At 39.4% G+C, this 24,746-nt stretch carries 19 protein-coding genes and 1 tRNA gene; 11 read left to right on the top strand and 9 right to left on the bottom strand.

Annotated elements, in window-relative coordinates; translation table 11 throughout:
• Positions 1–41 precede the first annotated feature (41 nt).
• Complete coding sequence (locus VB694_RS22930; protein ID WP_323362653.1) at positions 42–1,175, bottom strand: quinone-dependent dihydroorotate dehydrogenase; 1,134 nt, start codon at positions 1,173–1,175, stop codon at positions 42–44.
• Between the two features lie 120 nt (positions 1,176–1,295).
• On the opposite strand from VB694_RS22930, the gene VB694_RS22925 reads away from it, so the two are divergent.
• The 3 genes from VB694_RS22925 to VB694_RS22915 all read left to right on the top strand — a co-directional run bounded on the left by VB694_RS22925 (position 1,296) and on the right by VB694_RS22915 (position 5,418).
• Positions 1,296–4,160 (top strand): GAF domain-containing protein, encoded by a 2,865-nt coding sequence (locus tag VB694_RS22925; protein WP_323362652.1) that lies wholly within the window; start codon positions 1,296–1,298, stop codon positions 4,158–4,160.
• Between the two features lie 55 nt (positions 4,161–4,215).
• Positions 4,216–4,380: a DUF2256 domain-containing protein gene (locus VB694_RS22920; protein ID WP_323362651.1), complete on the top strand. Its 165-nt coding sequence runs from the start codon at positions 4,216–4,218 to the stop codon at positions 4,378–4,380.
• 84 nt (positions 4,381–4,464) lie between these two features.
• Complete coding sequence (locus VB694_RS22915; RefSeq protein ID WP_323362650.1) at positions 4,465–5,418, top strand: isoaspartyl peptidase/L-asparaginase; 954 nt, start codon at positions 4,465–4,467, stop codon at positions 5,416–5,418.
• 56 nt (positions 5,419–5,474) lie between these two features.
• Here VB694_RS22915 and VB694_RS22910 read toward each other — a convergent pair whose 3' ends face one another.
• The 5 genes from VB694_RS22910 to VB694_RS22890 all read right to left on the bottom strand — a co-directional run bounded on the left by VB694_RS22910 (position 5,475) and on the right by VB694_RS22890 (position 10,449).
• Positions 5,475–6,446: an orange carotenoid protein N-terminal domain-containing protein gene (locus VB694_RS22910; RefSeq protein ID WP_323362649.1), complete on the bottom strand. Its 972-nt coding sequence runs from the start codon at positions 6,444–6,446 to the stop codon at positions 5,475–5,477.
• Between the two features lie 511 nt (positions 6,447–6,957).
• Entirely contained in the window at positions 6,958–8,313 is a 1,356-nt protein-coding gene (gene glmU, locus VB694_RS22905) for a bifunctional UDP-N-acetylglucosamine diphosphorylase/glucosamine-1-phosphate N-acetyltransferase GlmU (protein WP_323362648.1), read from the bottom strand.
• A gap of 118 nt (positions 8,314–8,431) precedes the next feature.
• Positions 8,432–8,635 carry a diguanylate cyclase gene (locus tag VB694_RS22900; protein WP_323362647.1) on the bottom strand — a complete coding sequence of 68 codons (204 nt, stop codon included), beginning with the start codon at positions 8,633–8,635 and terminating at the stop codon, positions 8,432–8,434.
• Between the two features lie 10 nt (positions 8,636–8,645).
• On the bottom strand, positions 8,646–9,488 hold the full coding sequence (locus VB694_RS22895) for a GAF domain-containing protein (RefSeq protein WP_323362646.1): 843 nt from the start codon (positions 9,486–9,488) through the stop codon (positions 8,646–8,648).
• A 70-nt stretch (positions 9,489–9,558) separates the two neighbouring features.
• On the bottom strand, positions 9,559–10,449 hold the full coding sequence (locus VB694_RS22890) for a tRNA (5-methylaminomethyl-2-thiouridine)(34)-methyltransferase MnmD (RefSeq protein ID WP_323362645.1): 891 nt from the start codon (positions 10,447–10,449) through the stop codon (positions 9,559–9,561).
• Between the two features lie 22 nt (positions 10,450–10,471).
• On the opposite strand from VB694_RS22890, the gene VB694_RS22885 reads away from it, so the two are divergent.
• Positions 10,472–11,290, top strand: coding sequence for a sulfurtransferase (locus VB694_RS22885; protein WP_323362644.1), 819 nt, complete (start codon positions 10,472–10,474; stop codon positions 11,288–11,290).
• Positions 11,291–11,395: 105 nt separating this feature from the next.
• On the opposite strand, the gene VB694_RS22880 is transcribed toward VB694_RS22885, so the two are convergent.
• Positions 11,396–12,664 carry a hypothetical protein gene (locus tag VB694_RS22880; RefSeq protein ID WP_323362643.1) on the bottom strand — a complete coding sequence of 423 codons (1,269 nt, stop codon included), beginning with the start codon at positions 12,662–12,664 and terminating at the stop codon, positions 11,396–11,398.
• Positions 12,665–12,925: 261 nt separating this feature from the next.
• On the opposite strand from VB694_RS22880, the gene VB694_RS22875 reads away from it, so the two are divergent.
• The 3 genes from VB694_RS22875 to VB694_RS22865 all read left to right on the top strand — a co-directional run bounded on the left by VB694_RS22875 (position 12,926) and on the right by VB694_RS22865 (position 16,042).
• Entirely contained in the window at positions 12,926–14,140 is a 1,215-nt protein-coding gene (locus tag VB694_RS22875; protein WP_323362642.1) for a FecR family protein, read from the top strand.
• Positions 14,141–14,155: 15 nt separating this feature from the next.
• Complete coding sequence (locus tag VB694_RS22870) at positions 14,156–14,809, top strand: YqiA/YcfP family alpha/beta fold hydrolase (protein ID WP_323362666.1); 654 nt, start codon at positions 14,156–14,158, stop codon at positions 14,807–14,809.
• An 84-nt stretch (positions 14,810–14,893) separates the two neighbouring features.
• Positions 14,894–16,042: a histidinol-phosphate transaminase gene (locus VB694_RS22865; RefSeq protein ID WP_323362641.1), complete on the top strand. Its 1,149-nt coding sequence runs from the start codon at positions 14,894–14,896 to the stop codon at positions 16,040–16,042.
• Here the strand turns inward: VB694_RS22865 and VB694_RS22860 are convergent, their stop codons facing one another.
• Positions 16,043–16,621: a hypothetical protein gene (locus VB694_RS22860; RefSeq protein ID WP_323362640.1), complete on the bottom strand. Its 579-nt coding sequence runs from the start codon at positions 16,619–16,621 to the stop codon at positions 16,043–16,045. It abuts the gene before it with no gap.
• Positions 16,622–16,979: 358 nt separating this feature from the next.
• Positions 16,980–17,594, bottom strand: a complete 615-nt coding sequence (locus tag VB694_RS22855) for an N-acetyltransferase (protein ID WP_323362639.1) — start codon at positions 17,592–17,594, stop codon at positions 16,980–16,982.
• 687 nt (positions 17,595–18,281) lie between these two features.
• On the opposite strand from VB694_RS22855, the gene VB694_RS22850 reads away from it, so the two are divergent.
• The 4 genes from VB694_RS22850 to VB694_RS22835 form a co-directional block, all read left to right on the top strand.
• Positions 18,282–21,848 (top strand): response regulator, encoded by a 3,567-nt coding sequence (locus tag VB694_RS22850; protein ID WP_323362638.1) that lies wholly within the window; start codon positions 18,282–18,284, stop codon positions 21,846–21,848.
• 21 nt (positions 21,849–21,869) lie between these two features.
• Positions 21,870–23,081 (top strand): hypothetical protein, encoded by a 1,212-nt coding sequence (locus VB694_RS22845; protein ID WP_323362637.1) that lies wholly within the window; start codon positions 21,870–21,872, stop codon positions 23,079–23,081.
• Between the two features lie 50 nt (positions 23,082–23,131).
• A tRNA-Gly gene (locus VB694_RS22840) sits at positions 23,132–23,202 on the top strand.
• Between the two features lie 517 nt (positions 23,203–23,719).
• Positions 23,720–24,746: class I SAM-dependent DNA methyltransferase (locus VB694_RS22835; RefSeq protein WP_323362636.1), on the top strand; the 1,027-nt coding region annotated here is incomplete at its 3' end.

Here is a 24,746-nt window from a genome sequence, read left to right as displayed (position 1 = left end):
TACGAATTACGAATTACGAATTACGAATTACGAATTACGAATTACGAATTACCTATTCCCACGGCTTCACTGATGGAATTTAAGCCGTTTTCTTCTAGTTTGGTTAATAAACCGGCAAGAATGCGGCGTACCATCATTGGTCCTTCATAAATCCAGCCTGTATACACTTGGATGAGGCTAGAACCTGCTGTGATTTTTTCCCAAGCATCCTCAGCGGTGAAAATGCCACCTACGCCAATGATGGGTATATCTCCTTGAGTTTGCTGGTAAATAAATCGGATGACTTCTGTGGAGCGATCGCGTAATGGCGCACCGCTAATTCCGCCAGCTTCTTGTGAAGGTGTTTTACCAGTTTTTTCAATGATTTGGGTTTTTAGTCCCTCACGGCTGATGGTAGTGTTGGTGGCAATGATTCCTGCCAGCTTGTAGGTTTTGGCTAGAGTGATAATGTCAGCGATCGCATCCCATTCTAAATCCGGTGCTATCTTGACAAACAAAGGCTTTTGTGTATTATTTTCTTTTTGTAAAACATCCAAAATATGACTGAGCATAGACGCATCTTGGAGCGATCGCAATCCTGGCGTATTGGGAGAAGAAACATTAACGACAAAATAATCACCTAAATCCTTCAGTAACCGAAAACTGTCTAAATAATCCTCTGCTGCTGCTTCTAAAGGTGTAATTTTAGACTTACCTAAATTGATGCCTATGGGTATTAACCGAGATTGTTCCTGGTTTAGCAGTGTTAATCTCGTTGCCATAGCAGCAGCACCAGAATTATTAAAACCCATGCGGTTGAGGACTGCTTGATCTAAAGTTAAGCGAAACAAACGCGGTGGAGGATTGCCGGGTTGTCCATGATAAGTAACAGTACCTAATTCGGCCAAGCCAAAACCAAAACTAGACCAGAAATTAGCACCAACTCCATCTTTATCAAATCCCGCAGCCAGACCTAATGGGTTAGGGAAATTTAATCCAAACAAATTTTGTGCTAGACGTGTATCATGAAGGCACAAAGACTGTGCTATACGGGAGCTAAACCATCTAACAGGCTGATTATAGCTTGCTTGTGACAGCCAATTAAAACTAGAAATTGTCTGTTGGTGTAACCACTCTGGATCTGTTTTAACCAGAGTAAATAAAAAAGGACTAATTACTGCTTTATAAATATCCAAACCAGGTTAATATCTACCAATTATTACGATTATTATCAGATACCAAATCCAGGATTAATCTGAATTTTTTTTAGGGCATCTTCAATAATATTACTACAACCTATGTCCACGGATAATCAGATGGGGCAGCCAAAAAAGCCAATAGCCGCCGAACAACAAATCCTGTCCTTGGGGAAAATTCTCCAAAACCTTAGAGATGAAGATGATGCTGATGTTCTGATCACAACTACAATTGCTTATTTGCAAGAACAGTTTGACTACCCATTTATTTGGCTAGGTCTTTATGACAGCACGAGTAAAAAAATACAGGGCAAGGGTGGTATAACCCCTGATGGGGAGACAAGTTATTTAAAAAGATCGGTCTTACTTAATGCCGGCAATTTAATCTGCCAAGTAGTGACTCAACTGTGTCCTGTGGGAGTAGCTAATTTACGAGGAGAAGTCCGCGCCCCAGAATGGCAAGAAGTTGCGGCCAAGTATAATATCCAGGGAACAATTATTCTACCAATTCGCTATAAAAACAACTGTTTAGGTATAGTTTTACTCGGTTCACAACGCTGGGGATATTTACTGACTGGAGACTCAAGAGCAAAACTGTTGATTGTCATCGGTGAACTAGGGGTAGTCCTGAATCAACATCAACAGCAAAAAAATTGGCAGAATAATCATCACAACTCTGCCACTGAGTCATTATTAAAACTCCTCGAAAATTTACGCTCCCTCAACCATCTCGATAAAAAGCTAGAAGCAGCAGTGGCAGCAACCGATCAATTTGTCTCTCCCTCCCGCACAAATATCTACTGGTTTGAAAGGGAAGGAAATTACTTTTGGTGTCGGATGAGCAGTCAGCTGGTGAACATAGGACGGGATTGGCTGAATAAACAAGCATCAGCGGGTATAACAGTACAAGATTTGAGTGATGTTTATTACTCTTTAGCAGTGAACCAACTAGTCTGGCTGAGTGAGTCTGATAGTTCGTTGAAAACTCATGTCCAAGATAAATTGTTACAACGGTTAGGGGTGCGATCGCTACTAGCTGCACCTATTATCTGGAAAAAAGACTTACTAGGCTTTTTATCCGTGGAAAGTAATGAACCACGGGTTTGGAATCAAGCAGATAAAAACTTTGTTCAAGGTGCGGCTGGCTTACTTTCCTTAGTGTTTCCCAACGACAGCATAGAACCAACTCTGAGAGAAATTCAGCAAAATCACCAACTGACTAACAAATTTGCGCAAGCTATACACAAGGAGCAAGATTTACCACAAATTTTACATCCTTGTACTACAGAACTTTTAGAGCAACTAGGGGCGACTCGCTGTTTACTTTTAGAGTATGACCAAAGCAAAAATATTTATCAAATTATTTTCCAAAATGCCCTGAGTAATCGCCGAGTTTGGAAATTTACGCCTAGTCCTCTCTCAGAAATGGATTTCCATCTGTTACAAAATGCTAAAGAAGCGATGGAAATTGCCACTTTAGAACATGATCTGCGTTTATTTAGCTGGCATCCCCAATTGCTAGAAAATGGTGTGCGATCGCTGTTGATTTGTAACTGCATTCAAGGTTATAAGCCGGAAGTCTTACTAGTAATTACTCATGACAGCAGTCACTCTTGGACAAATCTACAAAAGGAATTATGCTGGGTTGTCAGTCAGTGCCTTGGTGTCATAGTTCGTAATAAGCAGCTAAGTGCTATCAGTCAAGAACAGCACAAAATTGCCCAAATATTTAAAGAATACCCAAATATACTCATTCAAACTGGAAGTAATACCACTGAATCAACTGCTTTAAAACAGATAGCAACTGTTTTAGAATGTCCCATGTCCATCATCCTCACCTGGAATCTTGGTGACGAGCAAGCGAAAATCATTCGTGGTGTCATTAACAATCAGCAGTTTGGTGTTGTAGCCGATGTACCAATTTTCATCGAGAGAGATGTGCTGATCGAGTTAGCATTAGCACATAATAGTTACTTGATTTTCAGCGCCTTAGATTTGCCACCAGAAACCAGACAATGGTTAAATATTCCTGAAAATGCTCGAGTTTTGGTCATGGCCTTACGTAACACAGAGGATTCCGAACCTACGGGTGTAGTGTTACTAGCAGATTATGAAGAACATTATTGGTCAGAACTCAACATCAATGCCACAATCACCTTGATTTCTCAATTAGCGTGGTGGCAAAGTCAACATAAAATTGCCCAAAGGCACACAGATAATACTGAACTTTTGCGAGAACTCAACTGGTACAAACATCGTCGTTTAGAAGAAATTCATAGAATGTCAGTATCAGTAGTGTCTCAAATTCGGGATTTGGGTATTCCCAGTAATGAACTGACGCAAATGCGTTATAAACTTTTGTTGCGACAGTTAAATTATATTACCAACTCCATGACAGGAGTCATTACACAAGAGCAATGGCAGTTAAATCTAACATGGGAAACTATGTCAATTGCCAGTTTATTAAAGCGAAGCATTGAACGAGTAGATCATTTAGCCAAGCAGCAACAACTGTGGATAGGTGTACATGGATTAACAAACCCCATGGAAGATGCAGAATCACCCAAAAGCACTTCCTTATCTGGAGAACTTGTGACTGCTGCGGGTTCATCTCCTTTAGCAACTGCTGGGGATATTGTCAAAATTGAATTAGTTGTCTATGAATTATTACTTAATGCCTGTAAACGTTCTCCTATTGGTGACAGAGTTGATATCTGGTGTCAGCGATTAGATGAGAGATCACTGGAAGTATCAATTACAGATAATGGCACAATCGATCCACAGCTATTGGCACAGCTAAATGACAATACTCCCAAGGATATATTCAGTTCGCCAAGTCTCAACCAAGCACCAGGCTTGCATTTACTAATTTGCCAGAACTTAATCAAGCAATTGAGAGGCGAATTGCAGATATATCAACTACCTGATAATCGAGTAGTTTGTCGTTTAGTATTGCCATTAGCGCCTCAGAATTCTGAGGGTTAATAACAACAGTGCAATAATCTCCCACTACACTGTTAAATCAGCAGAGGAGTGTCAAATGGGACGTACTCGTTCTAAATCGGATCTACCTGAAAAAATCTGTGTAGTTTGTCAACGTCCATTTAGTTGGCGAAAAAAATGGCAAGATTGTTGGGATGAAGTTAAATATTGCTCAGAACGTTGTCGTCGTCGCCGTTCTGAGGCTAAAGGGTATAGGGGATAGGTGATTGGGAATAGGAAGATAATTGACAATTAATCACTGATAACTGATAACTAATAACTGTTAAAGCTACACAAAAACAAATAAATGACCTTACAAGTACAACCTAAATTAATTATTCATGGTGGGGCTGGTAGTTCTCTTCACGGGAAGGGAGGACTACAAACAGTACGCAACTCGCTGACCAAAATCATCGAGGATGTTTATTCACTCTTGTTAACAGGTGCAAATGCTTCAGAAGCTGTAGTCCAAGGTTGTCAACTATTGGAAGATGACCCCCGTTTTAATGCTGGTACTGGTTCTGTATTACAATCTGATGGTCAAATCCGCATGAGTGCTTCTTTGATGGATAGTAGATCAGGGCGTTTTAGTGGTGTGATTAATGTCTCACGGGTAAAAAACCCGATTGAAATGGCGCTATTTCTGCAAAAGTCTCCAGATCGGGTATTGTCTGATTACGGTTCCTCTGAGTTAGCGCGAGAGTTACAAATTCCTACCTATAATGGTTTAACTGATTTGCGGCTGAAAGAGTGGATGGAAGAACGTCAAGATAATTTTAAAAGGACTATGGCTGGAGTAGTTGCAGAACCGGAAATGGCAGAAAGCTCTAATGCGGGTCGGGGTACAATTGGTGTAGTGGCTTTAGATGGCTATGGTAAATTAGCTGCTGGTACTTCCACAGGTGGTAAAGGCTTTGAACGCATTGGTAGAGTCAGTGATTCTGCGATGCCAGCAGGTAATTATGCGACCAAGTACGCTGGGGTTAGCTGTACTGGCATTGGTGAAGATATTATTGATGAGTGTTTAGCTGCGAAGGTTGTTATCCGTGTTAGTGACGGAATGTCTTTGAAAGAGGCTATGTTGCGCTCATTCACTGAAGCGATTAAGAATGAACGGGATTTAGGGGCGATCGCTCTTGATGCTACTGGAGCGATATCCTATGGTAAAACCAGCGAAATATTACTTGCTGCCTATCACAACGGTGACACCATCGGCGATACTTTGGAATGGAATGATGGCGAATTGATTGGTTATTGTTAAGTAGTAGAGACGTTCCATGGAACGTCTCTACAATGTTTCTCACTTCTATTTTTATTTTATTGAACGCGAGTCAGTTGTAATAGCTCTTGGGGAGATGCCAGCATATCAATTGCTACAAAGAAGATTTTTCCTTCGGGATTGATGAGGAAGCGCCAAGCAATATTCATACCTACGGTGACACCAAACCAAGGTGTTTGCACTACACCTGTGACTTTTAGCTGTTTAGAGCCATCTCCTCGAACTTCGCAAATACCTTGTTGGGGCATCATATTCAGTCCTTGGGCTTCTTCGCGCATATATTTGGCGATCGCCGCAGTTCCCACAATTGGCTTTTGGAATGGTGGTTGTAGCGCACCATCAGCAGTAAATAAAGCGATCGCAGCATCAAAGTTATCTGCGTTCATTGCTTCAATGTAGCCCAATACTGCTGGCTCTGTAACACCCTCAATCTTGACTGAAGAAATAGTAGGAGTTGTCCGTTGGAAAGCAGGTTCTGCACCAGCTTTTGGGTAACTGCTAGGAGCAAGTTCAGAAGTATCAAATCCCATGTTGACTACGGTGTTACGCAGTACAGTTATTTGCTGACCTTGATCAAGTTTCTGGGTTTCTTCCAACACTAATCTCACACCAGCAGACATTTGATAACCCACTGGAATGGGAGTGACGAGACCCTGTTTCATCAATTCTCCTAACTCATACCAGAAAGCCAGTTTAGTATTAACACTGAAGAAACCATAAGAACGGCTGATAGGAGTATCTGCACGACTAGCAAGATCGCGCATAACTTTTGTTTGTTCTTCAGGAGACATGAGCTTAATTTGGGTGAGCAAACTTTCTGCTAGTTGCAGACGTGCGACTCCGGGTGCTGCGGGGGTAATTGTCTTACCCATTTCGGTGTAAGCATACCAAAGATATGCCAGTTGATCATCTACATTGAGTTGATCGAATAAGGCGATAGTCGCTGGAATTAAGCTAGGAACTTGAGTGTTAGAAAAAATACTTTGCGCGGATTGAATGGTCAAAGCCATGATCAAGATCTCCAATAATGTTTGTTAATTAGCGGCTTTCAAAATTCCTATGTAGAATCTTCAAGCTGATACTTTTATTGTCAAAACTGCTGGCGAACACTAAGTTTATTTACATAGAAGCCGCAGCTAGACTAGGGACTGTTATGCACATAAATATTTTAGTTGAACCCAAAGGTATAGGTTTACCTTTGATCATTAATCACGAAACCGCACTTAATTTGTGCAGTTTTTTGATTAGCGATTTATCTTTAACTGTAAAGAACAGTAACAAAGTAAATAACTTTTGTAAAGCTACTGATATTACGAGTTGACATAATTACCTAAATATGAATTTAAAATTTATTGTATATAAAGTTTTATCTTATTACAATGTCAGCGACTAGGTGATGAATAGCTATGCTATTATGCACATATTTACTTCAGATTGCGGCACGATTTTATGAAAACCAAAATATTAAGGAGTTGGTTAAACATAGTCAGAAGGTGCGTTAGGAACGCACCCTACAAAACGTCAACTTTCCGTTTTTCGCTTCCAACCTGGTTTAACTACCTGACGACTCCGCGCAATTACTAAAGCGTCATTTTCCACATCTTCCGTCACCGTTGAACCTGCGGCAATATAAACATCATTCCCCACAGTAATAGGTGCAACTAACACACTATTAGAACCGGTTTTAGTGCGATCGCCTATTCTGGTTCGATGTTTTTTCACACCATCATAATTAGCGGTAATTGTTCCCGCACCAATATTTACTTGAGTTCCCGCAGTCGTATCACCCAAATAAGAGAGATGTGATACATTAGTGCGATCGCCTAATTGGGTATTTTTCAACTCGACAAAATTACCAATTCGGCAATTTGCACCCACTTCCGCATGGCCACGCAAATGAGCATAAGGACCAATTCGAGTTCCCGCTTCCACAAAACTATCTGTAATTACAGAATATTGAACAGCGACATTTTCACCTAACTGACTATTTTCAATTAAACTTCCAGGTCCTATCCGACTACCAGATTTAATCAATGTTTTACCCCGTAAATGGGTTTGAGGTTCAATAATCACATCTGGCTGTAATTCTACAGTTTCATCAATTGTAATACTTGCAGGATCAATCAGCGTCACACCTGCTAAAAGCCATTTTTCTTTAATGCGTCTCTGCAAAATATCGTCAGCAGTGGCTAATTGCAATCTATCATTAATTCCCAAAATTTCTTGGTCATCTTCCACATCCACAGCCATTACTTTTCCCACTTGAGTTACAGCATCAGTGAGGTAATATTCTTTTTGGGCATTATTGGCTTCTAAATGAGGCAGAAACTTTGATAAATCAGACCAACGAAAACAATAAATCCCAGCATTTACACGCTTATTTTTTCTTTGTTCAGGAGTGCAATCTTTATCCTCAACCATCTGCTGCACAACACCGTCACTATCACAAAAAACCCGTCCGTAACCTTTGGGATTTGATAAATTTGCTGTGAGAATAGTACAGGAATTTTGATTTTCTTGGTGAATTTGTAACAGATTTTTCAAAGTTTCAGTTCGCAACAAAGGCACATCACCATTTAAAATCAATAAATCCCCAGTATAATCTTCTAAATGAGGAAGTAATTGTTGAATAGCGTGACCTGTACCTAATTGTACAGTTTGTTCTACAAACTCAACTTCAGAAATTGAACCCAAAGCAGTTTTCACCTCTTCAGACTGATACCCAACAATAACTAACCTGCGTTCAGGTGCAAGAGGTTCGACACTTTCAATAACGCGCTCAACTAGCGATTTTCCACCCAAAGAATGTAAAACTTTAGGTAGATTAGATTTCATTCTTGTGCCTTTTCCAGCCGCGAGAATTGCTACAACAACCATAATTAACTATCAGTGAATGACAATAAATACTTTTTTGATTTGGAGATTCAAGGCTAAATCATATCAGTTAATTTAGTAGGGTTTACTGAAAAAGTCTTTCCGTTAGGAGTCAGGAGTTCTAGGGTGCAACCACAACTCGATTCCGCCCAGCAGCTTTAGCACGATATAGAGCAGCATCAGCAGTTTGAATTAAAGCTGTACTACTAACACCATGTTGGGGAAAACCAGCAACTCCTAAAGATACAGTCAAATTACCTAAAGTTTTTGTATTGTGAGAAAGGGTTAATTGAGCGATCGCCTGTCTAATTTCTTCCGCTCTCATAGTAGTTTCTTCAATGGAAGATTCGGGTAAAATGTTTAATAGCTGCTCGAATTTTGGCTTGTGCTTCTGGGGAATATTCCCACCAATAGGTATCTGCAAAGTGTTTACCTATGACATCTGCACGGGTGATCCCAGCAATATCTAAAGGTGGTTGATTTGCTTCTATTAAAATTCCTTCACAGGTTAATACTCCCACAAAAGTAAAAATACTATTTAAAACTTGGCGTAAAAATTTTTCACTTTCACTAACTATTGTTTCAAGTTTGGATCGTTCTCTGACTTCTATGAGCAAATCTAAATTAGTTTGTTCTAATTGTTCTGTGCGTGTGGCCATTACGGCTTCTAATTTGGCTTTTTCCTGTTGTAATTCTGCTAATAAAGAAGCTTGATGAATAGCAATACCTACATGAACGGCTATTTGTTGTAAACCTTCTATTTCTTGGGTTTGCCACTCACGGGGAGCGATACAATTATGGCAAATTAATAAACCCCAAAGTTTGGAAGTACAAAGTATGGGTACAACTAAGTTTGCTTTAACCTGAAAACCTGCTAAAAATTCTGCATGACAGGGTGTAAGGTTAGCTGTATTAACATCAGCAATAGTTTTGACTTGATTTTCTTGATAGGGTTGTAACCAACAGGTTTCAAAACAAGGATCATGAACTACTTGACCTAAAATAGACCATTGCGGATCAATAAAAGTTTCTACTACAACTTCTCCACTCCAGTCTGGATCAAATTTGTATAAAAGCACGCGATCGCACTGGAGCAGTTTTTGTACTTCATCGGTAGTTGTTTGTAAAATTGTTTGCAATTCTAATGACTGCCGGATCTGGAGAGAAATTTCTGCCATCTCGGTTTTTCGTAATTTTGTAAAAGTCCATGTCTCAACCGTGTTTAGTATAATTAATAATTATCCAATATCAAACCTGTCCCAACCATCGTTTGTGCCATTTTGAGGTGGGTTCTAAAGGACTGGTTTGTTGTTCTTGTTGTCGTCGTCTAATTATAACCTCAGCAGAATCACTTAATTCTGGATCACGGTAAGGAATGGCCGCACGAGTTTGTAAATGTTCTGTTTCTGCTTGCGAAAGAGGATAAATGTCTATAATGTCTTTTTCTCTATTTTTTGAATATGCAGCTATTGTACCAGGAGTGCGTCTTCCTACTGGTGTGGTAGAACCTATGACCAACCCAGCAGATAAAAGCGCCGTGCGTACAGCAGCAGCACAGGAATAAGTCGCTAGTAAACCATTTTCATGTAAACATAAGGCTACATTTTGGATAAATTCTATTGTCCATAATTGGGGACATTGGGGAGGTGAAAAGGGATCGAGAAAAATAGCATCAGCTAAAAAACCAGATTCCCGTACTTCCTGAATTGATTTTCTCGCATCACCTATTAGTAATTTGGCTTGCAAGCGATTAGTTTGTAAATGGTGTTTAAACGCTAGTTCGGTTAAAATGTTTCTATACTCGTCATCCCAATCATTAAATATATTCTGATTAATTGCAGCTTTGGGAACTTCGGGATTGAGTTCTAAACCCATAATCTCTACAATACAAGTAGGATTTTCTTGCCAAATTACTTCTAACGCGGCTGCTGTGTTGTATCCTAGACCATAACAAACATCTAAGATTCTCACTATTCCGTTCTTAGCTACTGTCTGTACTTGGGTAGGAAATGCAAATTTTAGATAACTCTCTTGTTTTGCTCCATGATGACTGTGAAAAGCTTCATTAAATTCTTGAGAAAAGAAAGTAAAAGAACCATCTTGTGTTGCTTGGGGTGTAAAATTATCTGTATCTAACATTTGTTCTTATAAAAATACAATCATGAATAATAATCAATTTGTTGTCTCTCCAGAATGGCTATTTGACAATCTTAACGATTCCCAAGTTGTAATTATTGATTGTCGGTTTTCTTTGGCTGATTCACAATTAGGACAAAACCAATATCAAACAAGTCATATTCCCGGAGCTTACTATTTAGATTTAAATCTAGATTTATCTAGTCCTGTGGAAGAACATGGGGGAAGACATCCTTTACCTGACATCAATAATTTAGCTCATAAATTAGCAAACATAGGGGTTAATTTCCAAAAAACTTTGGTAGTTGCTTATGATGATTCACGGTTTGCGTTTGCATCTCGTTTGTGGTGGTTATTGCGTTATTTAGGACATGAAAAAGTAGCTGTTTTAGATGGTGGTTTTGCAGGTTGGCAAAAAGCTGGTTATCCTATTTCTGACATAATTCCAGCACCGAAAATGGGAAGTTTTACCCCTCAGTTGAAAAATGAACAAGTTGTAGATTATACTTATGTTAAAAATTTCAAAGATAGTCCTAATGTAATTTTAGTAGATTCGAGAGAAAGCGATCGCTATCGTGGAGAAAGAGAACCCATTGATAAAATTGCTGGTCATATTCCCGGTGCTGTAAACTATCCTTGGCAAGAAGTCACCGACGCTTCCGGTTTTTTACTTCCTTCATCAGCACAGCGTCAAAGATGGGAACAATTACAACCAACTAAAGAAATTATAGTTTATTGTGGTTCTGGTGTTACAGCTTGTGTCAATTTACTTTCTTTAGAACTAGCTGGTATTTCCACAGGTAAACTTTATACTGGTAGTTGGAGTGATTGGATCAGTCATTAGTTATTAGTCATTAGTTATTAATCATTAGTAAATGAGTTATTCTTACCAGTTCCCAGCCCCCAGTCCCCTGTTCCCTGTTCCCTGTTCCCTGTTCCCTCATAACTGTTAAAACCTACCTATCTCAAAACCGTAATTTACACTAAAATACCAGCCAGAAAAATCAATAGCAGGGGTGGTAGAACCGCCTAAGTTAACACCACCCTGTAAATACATATTACTTGTATTTGAAGTTCGATAATTTAAATGTGCAAATAAACGATGAGACTGATCTTCTCTGTCACGTTGGGTAAAGTCTGATAAGGTGAACTGGTAATTCACACCAACTTGTAACGGTTTTTGTAAAGAGTAGCTTAAAGAAAACAACAAAGAATTAACTAACCGACTTCTTGTTTCTGGGTCAGAAAAATTAGCACTGAATTCGTATAGGCTATCTAATATCAACTTATCTGTAAGTTTGTCCCTTCTTCCTAAAGATAACTGTACAGAATTTTCATTGAGAAAGCGATCGCCAGATGCAAAAGAATCGCTATTCTTAGTATAAAACAACTGTTGATTACTAAAATTCAATTCTGCATACATTTCCCGTGACAGTTCTTGATAAATACCCAGATTAAATCTCACCTGATTATAATCAAAATCTGATTGATCAAGATAATGAATTAAACCACCATCAATTGATCCATTTAAATAAGTGCTAGAACTCAAAGGAAAATAAGCCGAAGCTAAAGTCAGTCCAGAATAAATTAAACCATCGTTTATTTTGTTGTTGTTTGTAGAAAAAATATTACTATTCTGAAAATAACCAACATAACCCCTTAAATATCCTATGGGTTGAAATTGATCTACGGGTTTTTCTGTAGGTGGCGGTGGTATTTCTTCCAAAGGTCTTGGCCTCACCCGCAGCCTTAACTCCTGCTCTTCATTTGCTTCTGAAGGAGATTGTTCTTGCTCTGGTGATTGCTGCACAAGCTTCTGTGTGTTTTCAGAATCATCTATAATTGGTTGATTTAACAGATTTTCCGCTGATGACAGAGATGATGAGGGAATATCATCTGTCCTACTTTTGGGCTGTACTAAGTTAGCTTGCTGTTCAGTATTCTCGGATTCTTTTGTTTCCCTTTTGTTGATCTGAACCGTTAGTGATTCTAGATTTTTCGGGGTCTCTAAGTATACAATTGGTAACTCACTGCTCGGCGGAGTTGCTTCGGATAGGGTCAAATAGATTAAATTTAGATTTGATCCTGAGTTATCTTGATGAAATTTTGTTTCAGATTGAGCAGACCAGGCTCTGTTGATACCAATGCTAATCAATTGTCCACCACTAGAAGCGAACAATATTGCCAACAACAAATTTTTTCCTATCTTGGGTTGCATATTTGATGAGTTTAATCGCATTTAGCAAAATCAGAGATTGGTTGATCAGAATCTTTTATTCAATTTTATACAAAACCTATGGTAAATTGTTTGCCAATCACATAGATTTTATCAAAAGCCAGTAGGTTTAACTATATGCTTTTCAGTAACTAAGCTTACAATATATATAATAAGATAGTTAAACATACTACTATAATACATTAAAATTTTAACCAACATCTTACAAAAGATTAACAGTTTACTTCAGGGAGATTACTATTTATGTTGAATAAATTTTTACCAGGCTTTGTGCTAGGATTATGCGTAGTTACAGCATTACCTTGGGCAAATCGAGCAAATGCCATCACTCCTCTAACACAGGCGCAGATTCAAGAACTCCGTAATGTTGTGCAGCTGATCCCTAAAAATAATTCTCAGACACGTCCAGCACGTCGATTAGATACGATCAATCCTGGTGATGGTGTATCTACTGGTCGTTCTTCCCTTGCAGACCTGCGCTTTAATGATGGTTCTGTAGCACGGGTGGGAGAGCAAGCAGTATTTCAATTTTTACCACAATCACGGAATTTTACATTATCTAACGGGACTGTCTTGTTACTGATTCCTCCTGGAAGAGGTCAAACACGGATTAAAACACCAAACGCCGCCGCTGCAATTCGTGGATCAGCTTTATTTGTTCGTTATAACGAAGAAACAGATACGACAATTATTGGTGCGCTGACAAATAGCGGTATTGAAGTTGCTAACCAGGAATCTTCCCAAAGGTTAGTTCTGGAAGCAGGACAATTAATGGTTGTAGTCAAAGGTGAATTTCAAGGTTTGTATGATTTTGACTTGAGAAATTTTTATGAAAAAAGTGATTTAGTCAATGGATTAGATTTGACTAAGCAAAATTCTACACCTACAAAAGATCCGGCATTAGCAAGTGTTCAATCCGAAACAGCCGCAGCTGTAAAAGCACAACAACCAATTCGGGGTCAGGGTGCAATTGACAACCCATCTTTTTTAAATAAAAATGCTAATGCCCTTGGTTCTTCTAATCGCTCCAACAATAACTCCAACAATAATTCCAACAACAACTCCAACAACAACTCCAACAATAACTCCAACAATAGAGATTTTGGACGAGAACAAAATTCTATCAATCGTCCTTCTAGAGATAATTTAGGAAGAGACTCTATTAGAAACAATCCTCGTGGTCCTATAGATTCTTTTGTGAGAACAGGAGAAGTCATCCGCGAAAATAGACAAAGTAACAACCCTCGTCAAGGCGGTGGCAATCAAGGCGGTGGCAATCAAGGCGGTGGCAATCAAGGCGGTGGCAATCAAGGCGGTGGCAATCAAGGCGGTGGCAATCAAGGTGGTGGCAATCAAGGCGGTGGAAATCAAGGCGGTGGAAATCAAGGCGGTGGCAATCAAGGCGGTGGCAATCAAGGCGGTGGCAATCAAGGTGGTGGCAACAACAATCAACCTTAGTAATTACAGCAGTTCATTTTGAATTCATACATCTATCTTCACGGCTTTGCTTCTAGTCCTCAATCGACAAAAGCACAGGATTTGAGCGATCGCTTTGCCCAAATTCAGATCAAACTGAAAATTCCCGATTTAAATGCTGGTGATTTTTCCCATCTGACAATTACCCGACAATTAGAGCAAGTAACTGCTGAATTTCCTGAGCATTCTGTACCTGTAACTCTGATTGGTTCTAGTTTAGGTGGTTTGACATCTGCCTATTTGGCACAACAAAACCCACAAGTGGAACGCCTAGTTTTACTAGCACCTGCTTTTGGGTTTTTATCCCATTGGTTGCCCAAGTTAGGAGCAGAAAAAATCCAACTTTGGCAGCAAGAACAATATTTATTGGTACATCACTATGGGGAAAGACGAGAATTACCCCTAAATTACAATTTTCTGACAGATGCTGCCCAATACCAGGAAAATTTGTTACAACTTCCCGTTCCTACCCTGATTCTGCATGGTCAACAAGATGAAGTCATCCCGATTCAAGCTAGTCGAGATTTTGCTGTTTCCCGTCCTTGGGTAGAATTAATAGAACTCGATAGTGATCACGCTTTGGCAAATGTTACATCCGAGATTTGGCAAGCCATTCGCTCATTTTGCCAACTGGGGAATGGTGATTGGTGATTGGTGATTGGGAAACATCTCCCCATCTCCCCATCTCCCCATCTCCCTGTTCCCTATTCCCTATTCCCCGAAAACTGACAAATTATGCTTCCCTTCATTCGTTCCGATTTATCTCAATTTACTGCTTACAAACCACACCCTAGTAGTAATACAGCAGAACCAGTTGCTATGCAATTTGATCGGCTGGATACTAATGAAAGTCCCTATGATTTGCCACCAGAGATAAAGGAAAAATTGGCATGGACTTTTCAACAAGTAATTGAAAGCAATCGTTATCCTGATGGTGGACATGAAACACTAAAAGAAGCGATCGCCGAATATGTCAATGAGTCAGCTAACCTTTCATCCTCTGATTTTGTGGCTGCGAATATTTCCGTCGGTAATGGTTCTGATGAACTAATTCGTTCTTTGCTGATTGCCACCTGTTTGGGGGGAGAAGGTGCTATTTTAGTTGCCAATCCCACTTTTTCCATGTACGGGATTTTAGCGCAAACCCTGGGTATTCCGGTGGTGAATGTGGGTAGAAATGAAAGCAATTTTGAAATAGATTTAAAAGCCGCACAATCAGCCATTGAAGAAACTAAAAATCCGCCTATTCGGGTGGTTTTCGTTGTTCATCCCAATTCACCAACTGCTAATTGCTTAACTGCGGCAGAATTAACATGGTTGAAAAGTCTACCAGAGGAAATTTTGGTAGTTATTGATGAAGCTTACTTTGAATTTAGCCAAACTACTTTGGTTGGGGAATTAGCACAGCATCCAAACTGGGTAGTGCTGCGGACTTTTTCCAAAGCTTTTCGGTTAGCAGCCATGCGAGTTGGCTATTGTGTAGCTCATCCCGATGCGATCGCTATTTTAGAAAAGGTTCGTCTCCCCTACAATCTACCTAGTTTTTCTCTTGCTTCCGCTTTAGTTGCTTTACAAAATCGTCAACTTTTGCTTAGTTCCATTTCCCAAACCCTCAGCGAACGCAGTAAATTTATTAATGTTGTATCTGCACACCCAGCATTAGAAGTTACAGCCAGTGATACTAATTTTATTTACCTGCGTCTGAAACCCAATCCTTCTCAACCAATAGATGTAGCTTTAAAAAGTCTCAACCAAACACTGAGAAATCACGGAACTCTTGTCAGGTTGCTGCCTGGAGGATTGCGAATTACAGTCGGAACACCAGAAGAAAATACTCGCACACTTACAAGGTTAAAAACTGCTTTAACAAATTTAGAATATTAACTATTCATCATCAAAACATTCGTCTAAATCACTGCCCAAACTTCGCACTCTCGCTACCGTTTGCGGCAGTACACCTACTAACATAGCAAAGGCAACATCTGGCAGATCAGCAACCATTTCTTGTGTAAAATATTGTTTAAATTGTTCAAGGATTTTTTGTACTCTTTGTGCAGAAACTGAATTTTCTGTAATTTGTTTAATTAAGCGAACCCATTGTCGTCTGATTAAGTAGGCTTTCTGACGATCTTCATGAGATTCAGGAGTTAATAAAGAGAGATTACCTACAGGTATTACAAATTGGCAATCCCGATCATAATCGCCACCTACTAATGCTCCAGGACCTGCAAACTCTGCATGATAGCGTTTAAAGACTATTAACCCATTACGCTTCCGACTATTTACAATTAAAACTTTTCCCCTATGCAAAGACTCAAGAATATCAGACATCTGCGATGCCTGCGGCGAGCATCGCCATTGCTCAGTTCCATCTCGCATAGCAATGTTGTCAAGGAAACTATTTTCAGAGCCGTAAGTTGATAATATAGCAGCCTGATAGCGTTGGCGTTGTTTGCTATCCATATTTTCTTAAATTTTTAATGAAGATAGTAGGAATATGCACTTCAAAACGTCAACGAATCATCTGTTTAATTAAGTTAAGTTTTGGAATTATGCTTGTCTGATCAAGAATTGTCTGTAAACCCCAACCAAATTTATGACTAAAAAAAGTGTTTTTCTAAAATTAATAATAGTATTTTATGGGATTGAGGTGAGTTTGTCTTCAACTCCAGTCATCTTTTTTTAAAGTTTTGATAAAGATGACATCTGTCATACAAAGCCAAGATGAGGGATACCTAATTTATAGCCTTGCGTCTCAATGGTTTTACTGCTGACTACCGCTGTATATTTTGAAAACCGTGATTTTATTTAGAGGTTTTCCCTACCCCCCTCGATTAATTAAGCGTTTATGCAAGAAAATCTGCCGTGAGGGATAGAGGAAAAAGCTGTTCCAATGGGATTCAACTTTATGTACCCGATATCCCAGCTTGAAATACAGCTGCCTAGCTTGATGGTTATTTTCTAAGACATGGAGATATAAATCTTCAAATCCCCAGTCTTGGCAAACTTGTTCACAACCAATCAGTAAACCGGAAGCCAAGCCATACCTACGGTATTTGGGGTGAACAGCTAAATTAGACAGGTAGGGAAAAGACTTTTGAGTATTTGCCCAAGTATCGCTTAAACGAATACCCACTTCTACAGTTCCCAGTATTTGATTATTGCCATTTATACTGCTATCAACAGCCACTAAACAAACTTGATGAGGTGTCATTGCCGCTAGACGATGCCTTAAGTCTTCATAAATACCCAAACGAAATAAAGGAAAAGCCCATCCCCAAAAACCTTGTTGGGAATGAAAACTTTCGGCAATGATTTGGGCAATACCAGGCAAATCAGTAGATACAGCCGCACGGATTTGAAATTGACAGGAATTGGGGATGCGTGCATCTGTCACTGATTGTTGGTGATGTGGATGAAAAAACCAGGATTTCAAAACTAGTTTAAACTTAAATTGATTTAACGTAAATTTGTTTAAGCATTGCTCCGTCCTCAGTCTTAGAGCGCCGGACGATTTTTTGACCATACAGCTAACCCAGATTCAAAGTTTTACCCCAATAATAATCGGTAAAGAGCCTGGAAGTGTCGGCACAAAAGAGTCCAAAGGCTAACACTGCCTAACTGACAGCTTCCGAGAGATTTATAGCTGCATTTAAATCTCTGTTACATTCAAATCCAGATTGGCAAGATGTACTTGTTTAATAGTATACTTTGCATTTAAATATGAATATTATATGTCATATTCATGACTCTACCATTGACCATGATTAAAAAAAATGACCTACAAATGTTAGTATCACGGCTGGAATGGGAAAAATCAATATGATCCAAGGGTTGTATGTAGCACCAGCAGGTTATAAAAGGAGATAAGAACAGATTTGCTCAGTCGAGGTCAACACAATGAATCAAAAATGATCGTGAAATCAACTGTCCAGCGGCATCGATAAAAACTTTTAATACCAGCTACTGAGTTCAATTACTTTGAGTAAACACTCTTACACTTAGCCGTCATGTGTCCCAACAGTCTCTTGGTCGAAATGCTCAAACTTGACCTGACTCAGAAAGATCCCTATCTGAGCAGATTATTCTTTATCCGACTGCTGTTGCAGCAGGAAAGCGGGGCATGACATTACAAGCCAACAGGAAACCAAAAATTTTGGTTGTCGATGATGAGCCAGACAACCTAGACTTGCTTTATCGCAGTTTCTATCGTGAGTACCAGGTGCTGAGGGCTAACTCTGGTCCGGCGGCGCTAGAATTACTGGCACAAGAGGGAGATATCGCCGTGATTATCTCCGACCAGCGGATGCCGATGATGAGCGGTACAGAATTTTTAAGTCTGACAGCAACTCAATACCCAGATATTATTCGGATTATTTTAACTGGCTACACCGATGTTGAAGACTTGGTGGAGGCTATTAACTCTGGCAAGGTATTTAAATATGTTACAAAACCTTGGGAAGCTGAAGAACTTAAGGCTGTGGTACGTCAAGCTTTGGATACACATAATGTTCTCAAAGCCAGAACCCGCGAACTTACCCGGACACTACGTCGAGAATCCCTGCTGAATACTGTCACCAATACTATTCGTAGCGCCCTAGATTATCGGCAAATTTTACAAACTATTGTTGATACAGTCGGGCATATGTTGGAGGTGGATGTTTGCCTGTTGCGTCCTTTTCAGGATGAGCAATTGGCAGATGAAGGATTTATCTACCAAAAATCTGATCAAGAACCATTTCAGGAGCAACAGAGATCGGAGACAGGGGCAAATAATTCTTCTTTATCCCCAATATCTGAAGGTAGCAACAAGTCATCTACTCAGAATCCAGAATCGATCACTCCATTGCCGCTTTTGGCGCATACAGTGTGGGAAATTGGGGAAGTGCAGGTAATTTATAATGTAGCTGATGATGAGCGTATTCAAGGTAATGAAGAACGCGCTGTGGCTTTCAATGATGCTAATATTTGTTCTAGCTTAGTTGTTCCATTAATTTGTCAACAAGAACTTAGAGCAGTATTAGCTTTACATCAGTGTTATCAATCGCGTGTTTGGGAAGAAGAAGAAGTTCAATTAGTATCTATTGTTGCCGATCAGGCTGCCTTGGCTTTGTCTCAAGCTTATGCGTATGAACAAGTAGAAGAATTAGCCAAGAGGGAAGCTTTAATTAATACAATTACTAGAGAAATTCGCTCTAGCTTAGACCCACAAGATATATTTGCAGCCATCACCCAAAGATTGGGAAAAGCCTTACAAGTAGATGGTTGTGTCCTGTCTTTATGGACTCAGGAAGATGAATTTGTCCAATGTGTAGGTTTGTATGACAGTTCTAAAGATTTAGATAATTTTCCGGGAAATCAGATCAGCAGGAATCGGCGCTCGTTAACTCAGCACTTATCTAGTTCCCAAGCACCTATCCAGAAAAATCCAATTCTGACGGAAATTTTATTAACAAAAGAGCCTGTGGTAATTACTGATATTACTCACTCTCCCGTAGATGTCCAAGCTTTTGATTTACCTTTGAAAATGCGACCGCGATCGCTCATGGTCGTCCCTCTGATCATTGATGGCAACTGTATCGGTAGTATCACGCTGAGAGAAGGTAACAAAATCCGCAAGTGGCTACCATCAGAAATTGAACTATCGAAAGCAGTTGCCGCTCAAGCAGCGATCGCCGTTCAACAATCACGCTTATACCAAACAACTCGTGAACAAGCCGAACGTTTAATTCAATTAGATAGACAAAAAACTGAATTTTTTCAAAATATCTCCCATGAATTTCGGACTCCCATCACCTTGATTCAAGGACCTTTAGAGTCAGCAGTGGAAGTGGGTGAAGGTTTATCTTATGATCAATGTGCGATCGCCCTCCGCAATTCTCGTCGTCTTCTCCGATTAGTAAATCAACTACTAGATTTACAACGCCTAGACGCTGGCAGAATGCAACCGAGTTTCCGCCCTTGCGATATGGTCGAATTTGTCAGCCAAATTGTTGAGTCATTTCGTCTTTATTGTGAAAAAAAGGGGCTGCGAGTTGTTACAGATTTATTTGAATGTCCAACAGTCTACTTGGATATAGAAAAATTTGATAAGGTCGTTTATAACCTGTTATCAAATGCGATGAAATTTACTCCTGATGGGGGTAAAATCACTGTCCGATTGTTCAATGATGGGAATAGCTGCATCTTGCAAATTCAAGATACAGGTATTGGTATTCTTCCAGAACAAATCCCCCATCTATTTGAGCGATTCCGTCAGGCTGAAGGCTCAGAAAACCGCACCTATGAAGGTAGTGGATTGGGTTTATCCTTAGTTAAAGAATTAGTCGAACTGCACGGTGGCGAAGTCACAGTGCAATCAGTTTATGGACAAGGTACTCAATTTAGCGTCCGCCTGTTAACTGGGGCAGAACACTTACCTCCAGCACAGGTATTTAATACACAGGTTGACTTAAATATCGACCGTGCCAATGTAGAATTAGCCGATTTAGAACAAGTAGAGTCAGCATTTGACAACAGAGAAGTTATTACCAGAAATTCATCAGCCAATTTACAAATTGTAGATTCTAATGGACAAATTTATACTCACCCAGCTACTGAGCAATTAATCTTAGTCGTAGATGACAACCCAGATATGCGAGGCTATGTAGCCGATATTCTCCGTAACAGTGGCTATCAAGTAGCTACCTCCCGCAACGGTTACGAAGGATATAATTTGTCACGAGAAATCCTTCCTAGCCTGATCATCACTGACTTAATGATGCCCTTGGTAACTGGATTAGAAATGATTCAGATGATCCGCAGCGATGATTTGATGCGGGGTACACCCATAATTCTCCTGACAGCAAAAGCTGATGAAGAAACTCGCATTGAAGGGACAGAACATGGTGCTGACGCATATTTAGCTAAACCATTTAATGATCGGGAACTTCTGGCAGAGGCTAGGAATCTTTTAGCTCTCAAGGAAAATGAAAAACGCGTCTTGGAATTAAACACCTACCTGACAGAATCAGTTCTCAAACGCTTTTTACCATCTGCATTAGTTAAAAAAGCGGCAGCTGGAACTTTGTCCTTAGATTTGCAGCCAGAACCACGCTTAGTTACAGTTTTATTTAGTGACATTGTTGGTTTTACCCAGCTATCCAATACACTCAGATCCAGAAAAGTCGCAGAGGTATTGAATGAATATTTAGAAATTATGACCGCAGTTGTTTTTAATAATGGCGGTACTGTAGATAAATTTATGGGAGATGCTATATTAGCCTTGTACGGAGCGCCAGAAGAACTAACACCAAATGAACAGGTGCGTCGTGCTATCGGTACTGCTAGAGGAATGCAACAAGCTCTAGTAAATTTAAATAACCGATGGCTAGAACAAGGCATATTTGAGACTGATGGGCGTAAAGGTGTGCAGTTTCGCTGTGGTATCCATCAGGGTACAGCAGTAGTGGGAATGTTTGGTAGTTCGGAACGTGCTGATTATACGGCGATTGGTCCTAGCGTGAACATTGCAGCTAGGTTACAAGCTGCTGCTGTACCTGGTACTATCTTGGTTTCTGCTGCTGTTGCAGATTATTTGCAGGAAGAAGAAATCACTAAAGGTAGTCCTTTAGAATTAAAAGGAATAGATGAAACGGTTCTTACCTTTGTAGTAAGAACAGAATCAAATGCTTCTATGGCTAATGACTAAAGTTCTGCTGGATAATTAAACATGAACAGTGTCAAATCCAGTTGTGAGTTGCAAGATGATACCCTTAATTACAGGCATACAGATCCACCTTTTTTGTGGATAGCTGTATTTATAGGTTCAATTTCTCTACATTTGTTAGTGTTTTGGTTTTTACGATCATCTGATCAATTTAGACCTTGGATTCCCCAACCTAGTCAAGATGATATTGCTGTTGAGTTGATAGATATTCCACCTCAAGAAAAATTAACACCTCAACCCAAGTCAACAACTACAACAGTTAAACCGGAATTTTCCCAGTCAACGCAAAATTCTGTCAAAGCGAGTTTACCAAAAACTACGCTCACCACGCCTGAAAACCCAAATGATCAGGTGATAAGTTCTGATTTTAGTTTCTCACAGTTAAATCAAAACAAGAACATTGCAGTTAATAATCAACCAGTAGAACCCAAACCGACACCTACATTTACACCGTCAATAAAACCGCAAATACAATTTACACCCAAACCGACACCTACATTTACACCGTCAATAAAACCGCAAATACAATTTACACCCCAACCGACACCTACATTTACACCTACATTTACACCTCTACCTACACAGACTATTCCATTAGATGATCTTCCCTGGAATCGTCGTCAAGAAGTCAAGCTGGGAGAGGGAACTTTACTCCCAAACGATATTCCCTCAGATTCACCAACTCCAACTCCAGAAACTTCACCAACTCCAATTCCAGAAACTTCACCAACTCCAACTCCAGAAACTTCAACAACTCCAACTCCAGAAACTTCAACAACTCCAATTCCAGAAACTTCACCAACTCCAACAGAAGGGGGTGTTTTGGCTAATATTGATCCTATACTGAAAGATGAAGTAGAGCAATTAAGACAAGAACGGAAATTAAGAGTTGATGCTTTACCCGATGTTTTGGCAGAATACCAAGGAAGTCGCAGTCAGGAATTAGAACTTAATTTTCTTCCCAGTGATTCGGGACTAAAATCAGCAAATATACTGGCTAGTTTAGTGATTGATAATAATGGTAAATTTCAACAAGCAATAATTATCAATATTGAACCGGCGACACTCAGCAGTGAAAAAAGCAGTTATGAGCAAGCACTAAATGAGATTTTTAAGCAAGAGGGCTTTGTGGCTGCTTATAATCAGGATGGTTCAAAACCAGATTTAAGCAATTTATATGTGCGGATTAAAATTGAGCCAATAAATTCTCAATAAAGGCTTGCAATTTCAAGAAGGCTGTGTTATATTTAAATAGCTGGAAATTTGCGGGTGTAGTTTAGTGGTAAAACTTTAGCCTTCCAAGCTAATAATGCGGGTTCGATTCCCGCCACCCGCTTTGAAAAGAAACCTGTAATCTATAAGGCTTTAAGCTTTCATTGGTAGAAAGTGAAAAACTCCCTTAGAGGATGTTTGAAAAGTCTAAATTCATACTCTCTGGGCGATTATAAATCGCGGCTACACAGACAAAACCCACCTACCCTTCGGGAACGCCAGAGGCGAACGTGGGTTCAGAAGCCTTGATTTTTCATTAGTCCACGAAGGTGGACTTCGCTTGTGTAGTAGCGTTCGCGAAGCGTGCCGGAGGCATCTTTATATTCGCCGATAGCGTAGCGTGGCTTTGTACCAAATCTGTACCAAATCTGTACCAAAAGTAAATACTAATCAATGAAATAATTTGTAGCTAGTAAGTTTGTATTGGTTAGAAAGACAAAATTAATAATTCTTAGAGACGTTAAGGAAACGGGACTCCTACTACTTTATTTCACGAAGACATCTAAGAATTATGTGGAATCAAGTATTTTTAGGTACAGATAGCCGTATAATTCACAAGGTTTCATTATGACTATTCCTCCATGCCAGCTAACACAACAGATTTAGAAAAGCGTTTATGGGATGCTGCTGATGAACTCAGGGCAAATTCTAAACTAAAATCATCAGAGTATTCTGTACCAGTATTAGGTTTAATTTTTCTGCGTTATGCTGACTGGAAATTTACCAAAATTGAACAGGAATTAAAAAGCAAGGGAAGCGGTAGAAGAGGAATTTCTAAAACCGATTTTCAGGCTAAAGGTGTAATGTATTTACCTGAAGAAGCACGTTTTTCTAAATTAATAGAATTACCAGAAAGTGAAAACTTCGGTAAAGCTATTAACCAAGCAATGAAGGCGATAGAAAATGAAAATACAGATTTAGATGGTACTTTACCTAAAAATTATACTAAAATTGATAACGAGTTATTAATAGAATTACTGAAAAAGTTTAATAAAATTGATTTTGGTGCAGATTTAGAAGGGGATGCTTTCGGCAAGATTTACGAATACTTCCTGGGTAAGTTTGCTATGAGTGAAGGACAGAAAGGAGGAGAGTTTTTTACACCTACTTCTATAGTTAAATTAATTGTGGAAATCTTAGAACCATATAACGGTCGAATATATGACCCTGCTTGTGGTTCTGGTGGTATGTTTGTCCAAAGTGCGAAGTTTATCACAAGACATCAGAAAAAACCTAATGAAGAAATTAGTATTTATGGTCAAGAAAAAGTAGGAGAAACTGTTAATTTATGTCAAATGAACTTAGCAGTACATGGACTTTCAGGAGACATTAAACAGGGTAATACTTATTATGAAATTAACCACGCTAAGATAGATTTTATCAATTATTTTGATTTTGTGATGGCAAATCCACCATTTAACGTTGATAAGGTGGATAAGGAGAAAATGAAAGGTGATATCCGATTTCAAGAATTAGGATTACCGAAAATAGATAATGCCAATTATATCTGGATTAGTTTATTTTACAGCACCTTAAATGAAACCGGGAGAGCAGGGTTTGTAATGGCTAACTCTGCTAGTGATGCGAGAGGTTCTGAGTTAGAAAGGG

The sequence above is a fragment of the Anabaena sp. UHCC 0451 genome, assembly GCF_034931405.1.
In the GTDB taxonomy this organism is placed as follows: domain Bacteria; phylum Cyanobacteriota; class Cyanobacteriia; order Cyanobacteriales; family Nostocaceae; genus RDYJ01.
This window is presented reverse-complemented; position numbering and strand designations above follow the sequence as displayed.

Bases quoted from the DNA above. Each gene is read 5' to 3' on its own strand.
- VB694_RS22875 (WP_323362642.1), top strand. From the start codon at position 12,926: ATGTTGAATAAATTTTTACCAGGCTTTGTGCTAGGATTATGCGTAGTT.
- VB694_RS22850 (WP_323362638.1), top strand. From the start codon at position 18,282: ATGACATTACAAGCCAACAGGAAACCAAAAATTTTGGTTGTCGATGAT.
- VB694_RS22885 (WP_323362644.1), top strand. From the start codon at position 10,472: ATGAATAATAATCAATTTGTTGTCTCTCCAGAATGGCTATTTGACAAT.
- glmU (WP_323362648.1), bottom strand. From the start codon at position 8,313: ATGGTTGTTGTAGCAATTCTCGCGGCTGGAAAAGGCACAAGAATGAAA.
- VB694_RS22890 (WP_323362645.1), bottom strand. From the start codon at position 10,449: ATGTTAGATACAGATAATTTTACACCCCAAGCAACACAAGATGGTTCT.
- VB694_RS22865 (WP_323362641.1), top strand. From the start codon at position 14,894: ATGCTTCCCTTCATTCGTTCCGATTTATCTCAATTTACTGCTTACAAA.
- VB694_RS22910 (WP_323362649.1), bottom strand. From the start codon at position 6,446: ATGGCTTTGACCATTCAATCCGCGCAAAGTATTTTTTCTAACACTCAA.
- VB694_RS22860 (WP_323362640.1), bottom strand. From the start codon at position 16,621: ATGGATAGCAAACAACGCCAACGCTATCAGGCTGCTATATTATCAACT.
- VB694_RS22845 (WP_323362637.1), top strand. From the start codon at position 21,870: ATGAACAGTGTCAAATCCAGTTGTGAGTTGCAAGATGATACCCTTAAT.
- VB694_RS22920 (WP_323362651.1), top strand. From the start codon at position 4,216: ATGGGACGTACTCGTTCTAAATCGGATCTACCTGAAAAAATCTGTGTA.
- VB694_RS22900 (WP_323362647.1), bottom strand. From the start codon at position 8,635: ATGAGAGCGGAAGAAATTAGACAGGCGATCGCTCAATTAACCCTTTCT.
- VB694_RS22895 (WP_323362646.1), bottom strand. From the start codon at position 9,488: ATGGCAGAAATTTCTCTCCAGATCCGGCAGTCATTAGAATTGCAAACA.
- VB694_RS22925 (WP_323362652.1), top strand. From the start codon at position 1,296: ATGGGGCAGCCAAAAAAGCCAATAGCCGCCGAACAACAAATCCTGTCC.
- VB694_RS22880 (WP_323362643.1), bottom strand. From the start codon at position 12,664: ATGCAACCCAAGATAGGAAAAAATTTGTTGTTGGCAATATTGTTCGCT.
- VB694_RS22915 (WP_323362650.1), top strand. From the start codon at position 4,465: ATGACCTTACAAGTACAACCTAAATTAATTATTCATGGTGGGGCTGGT.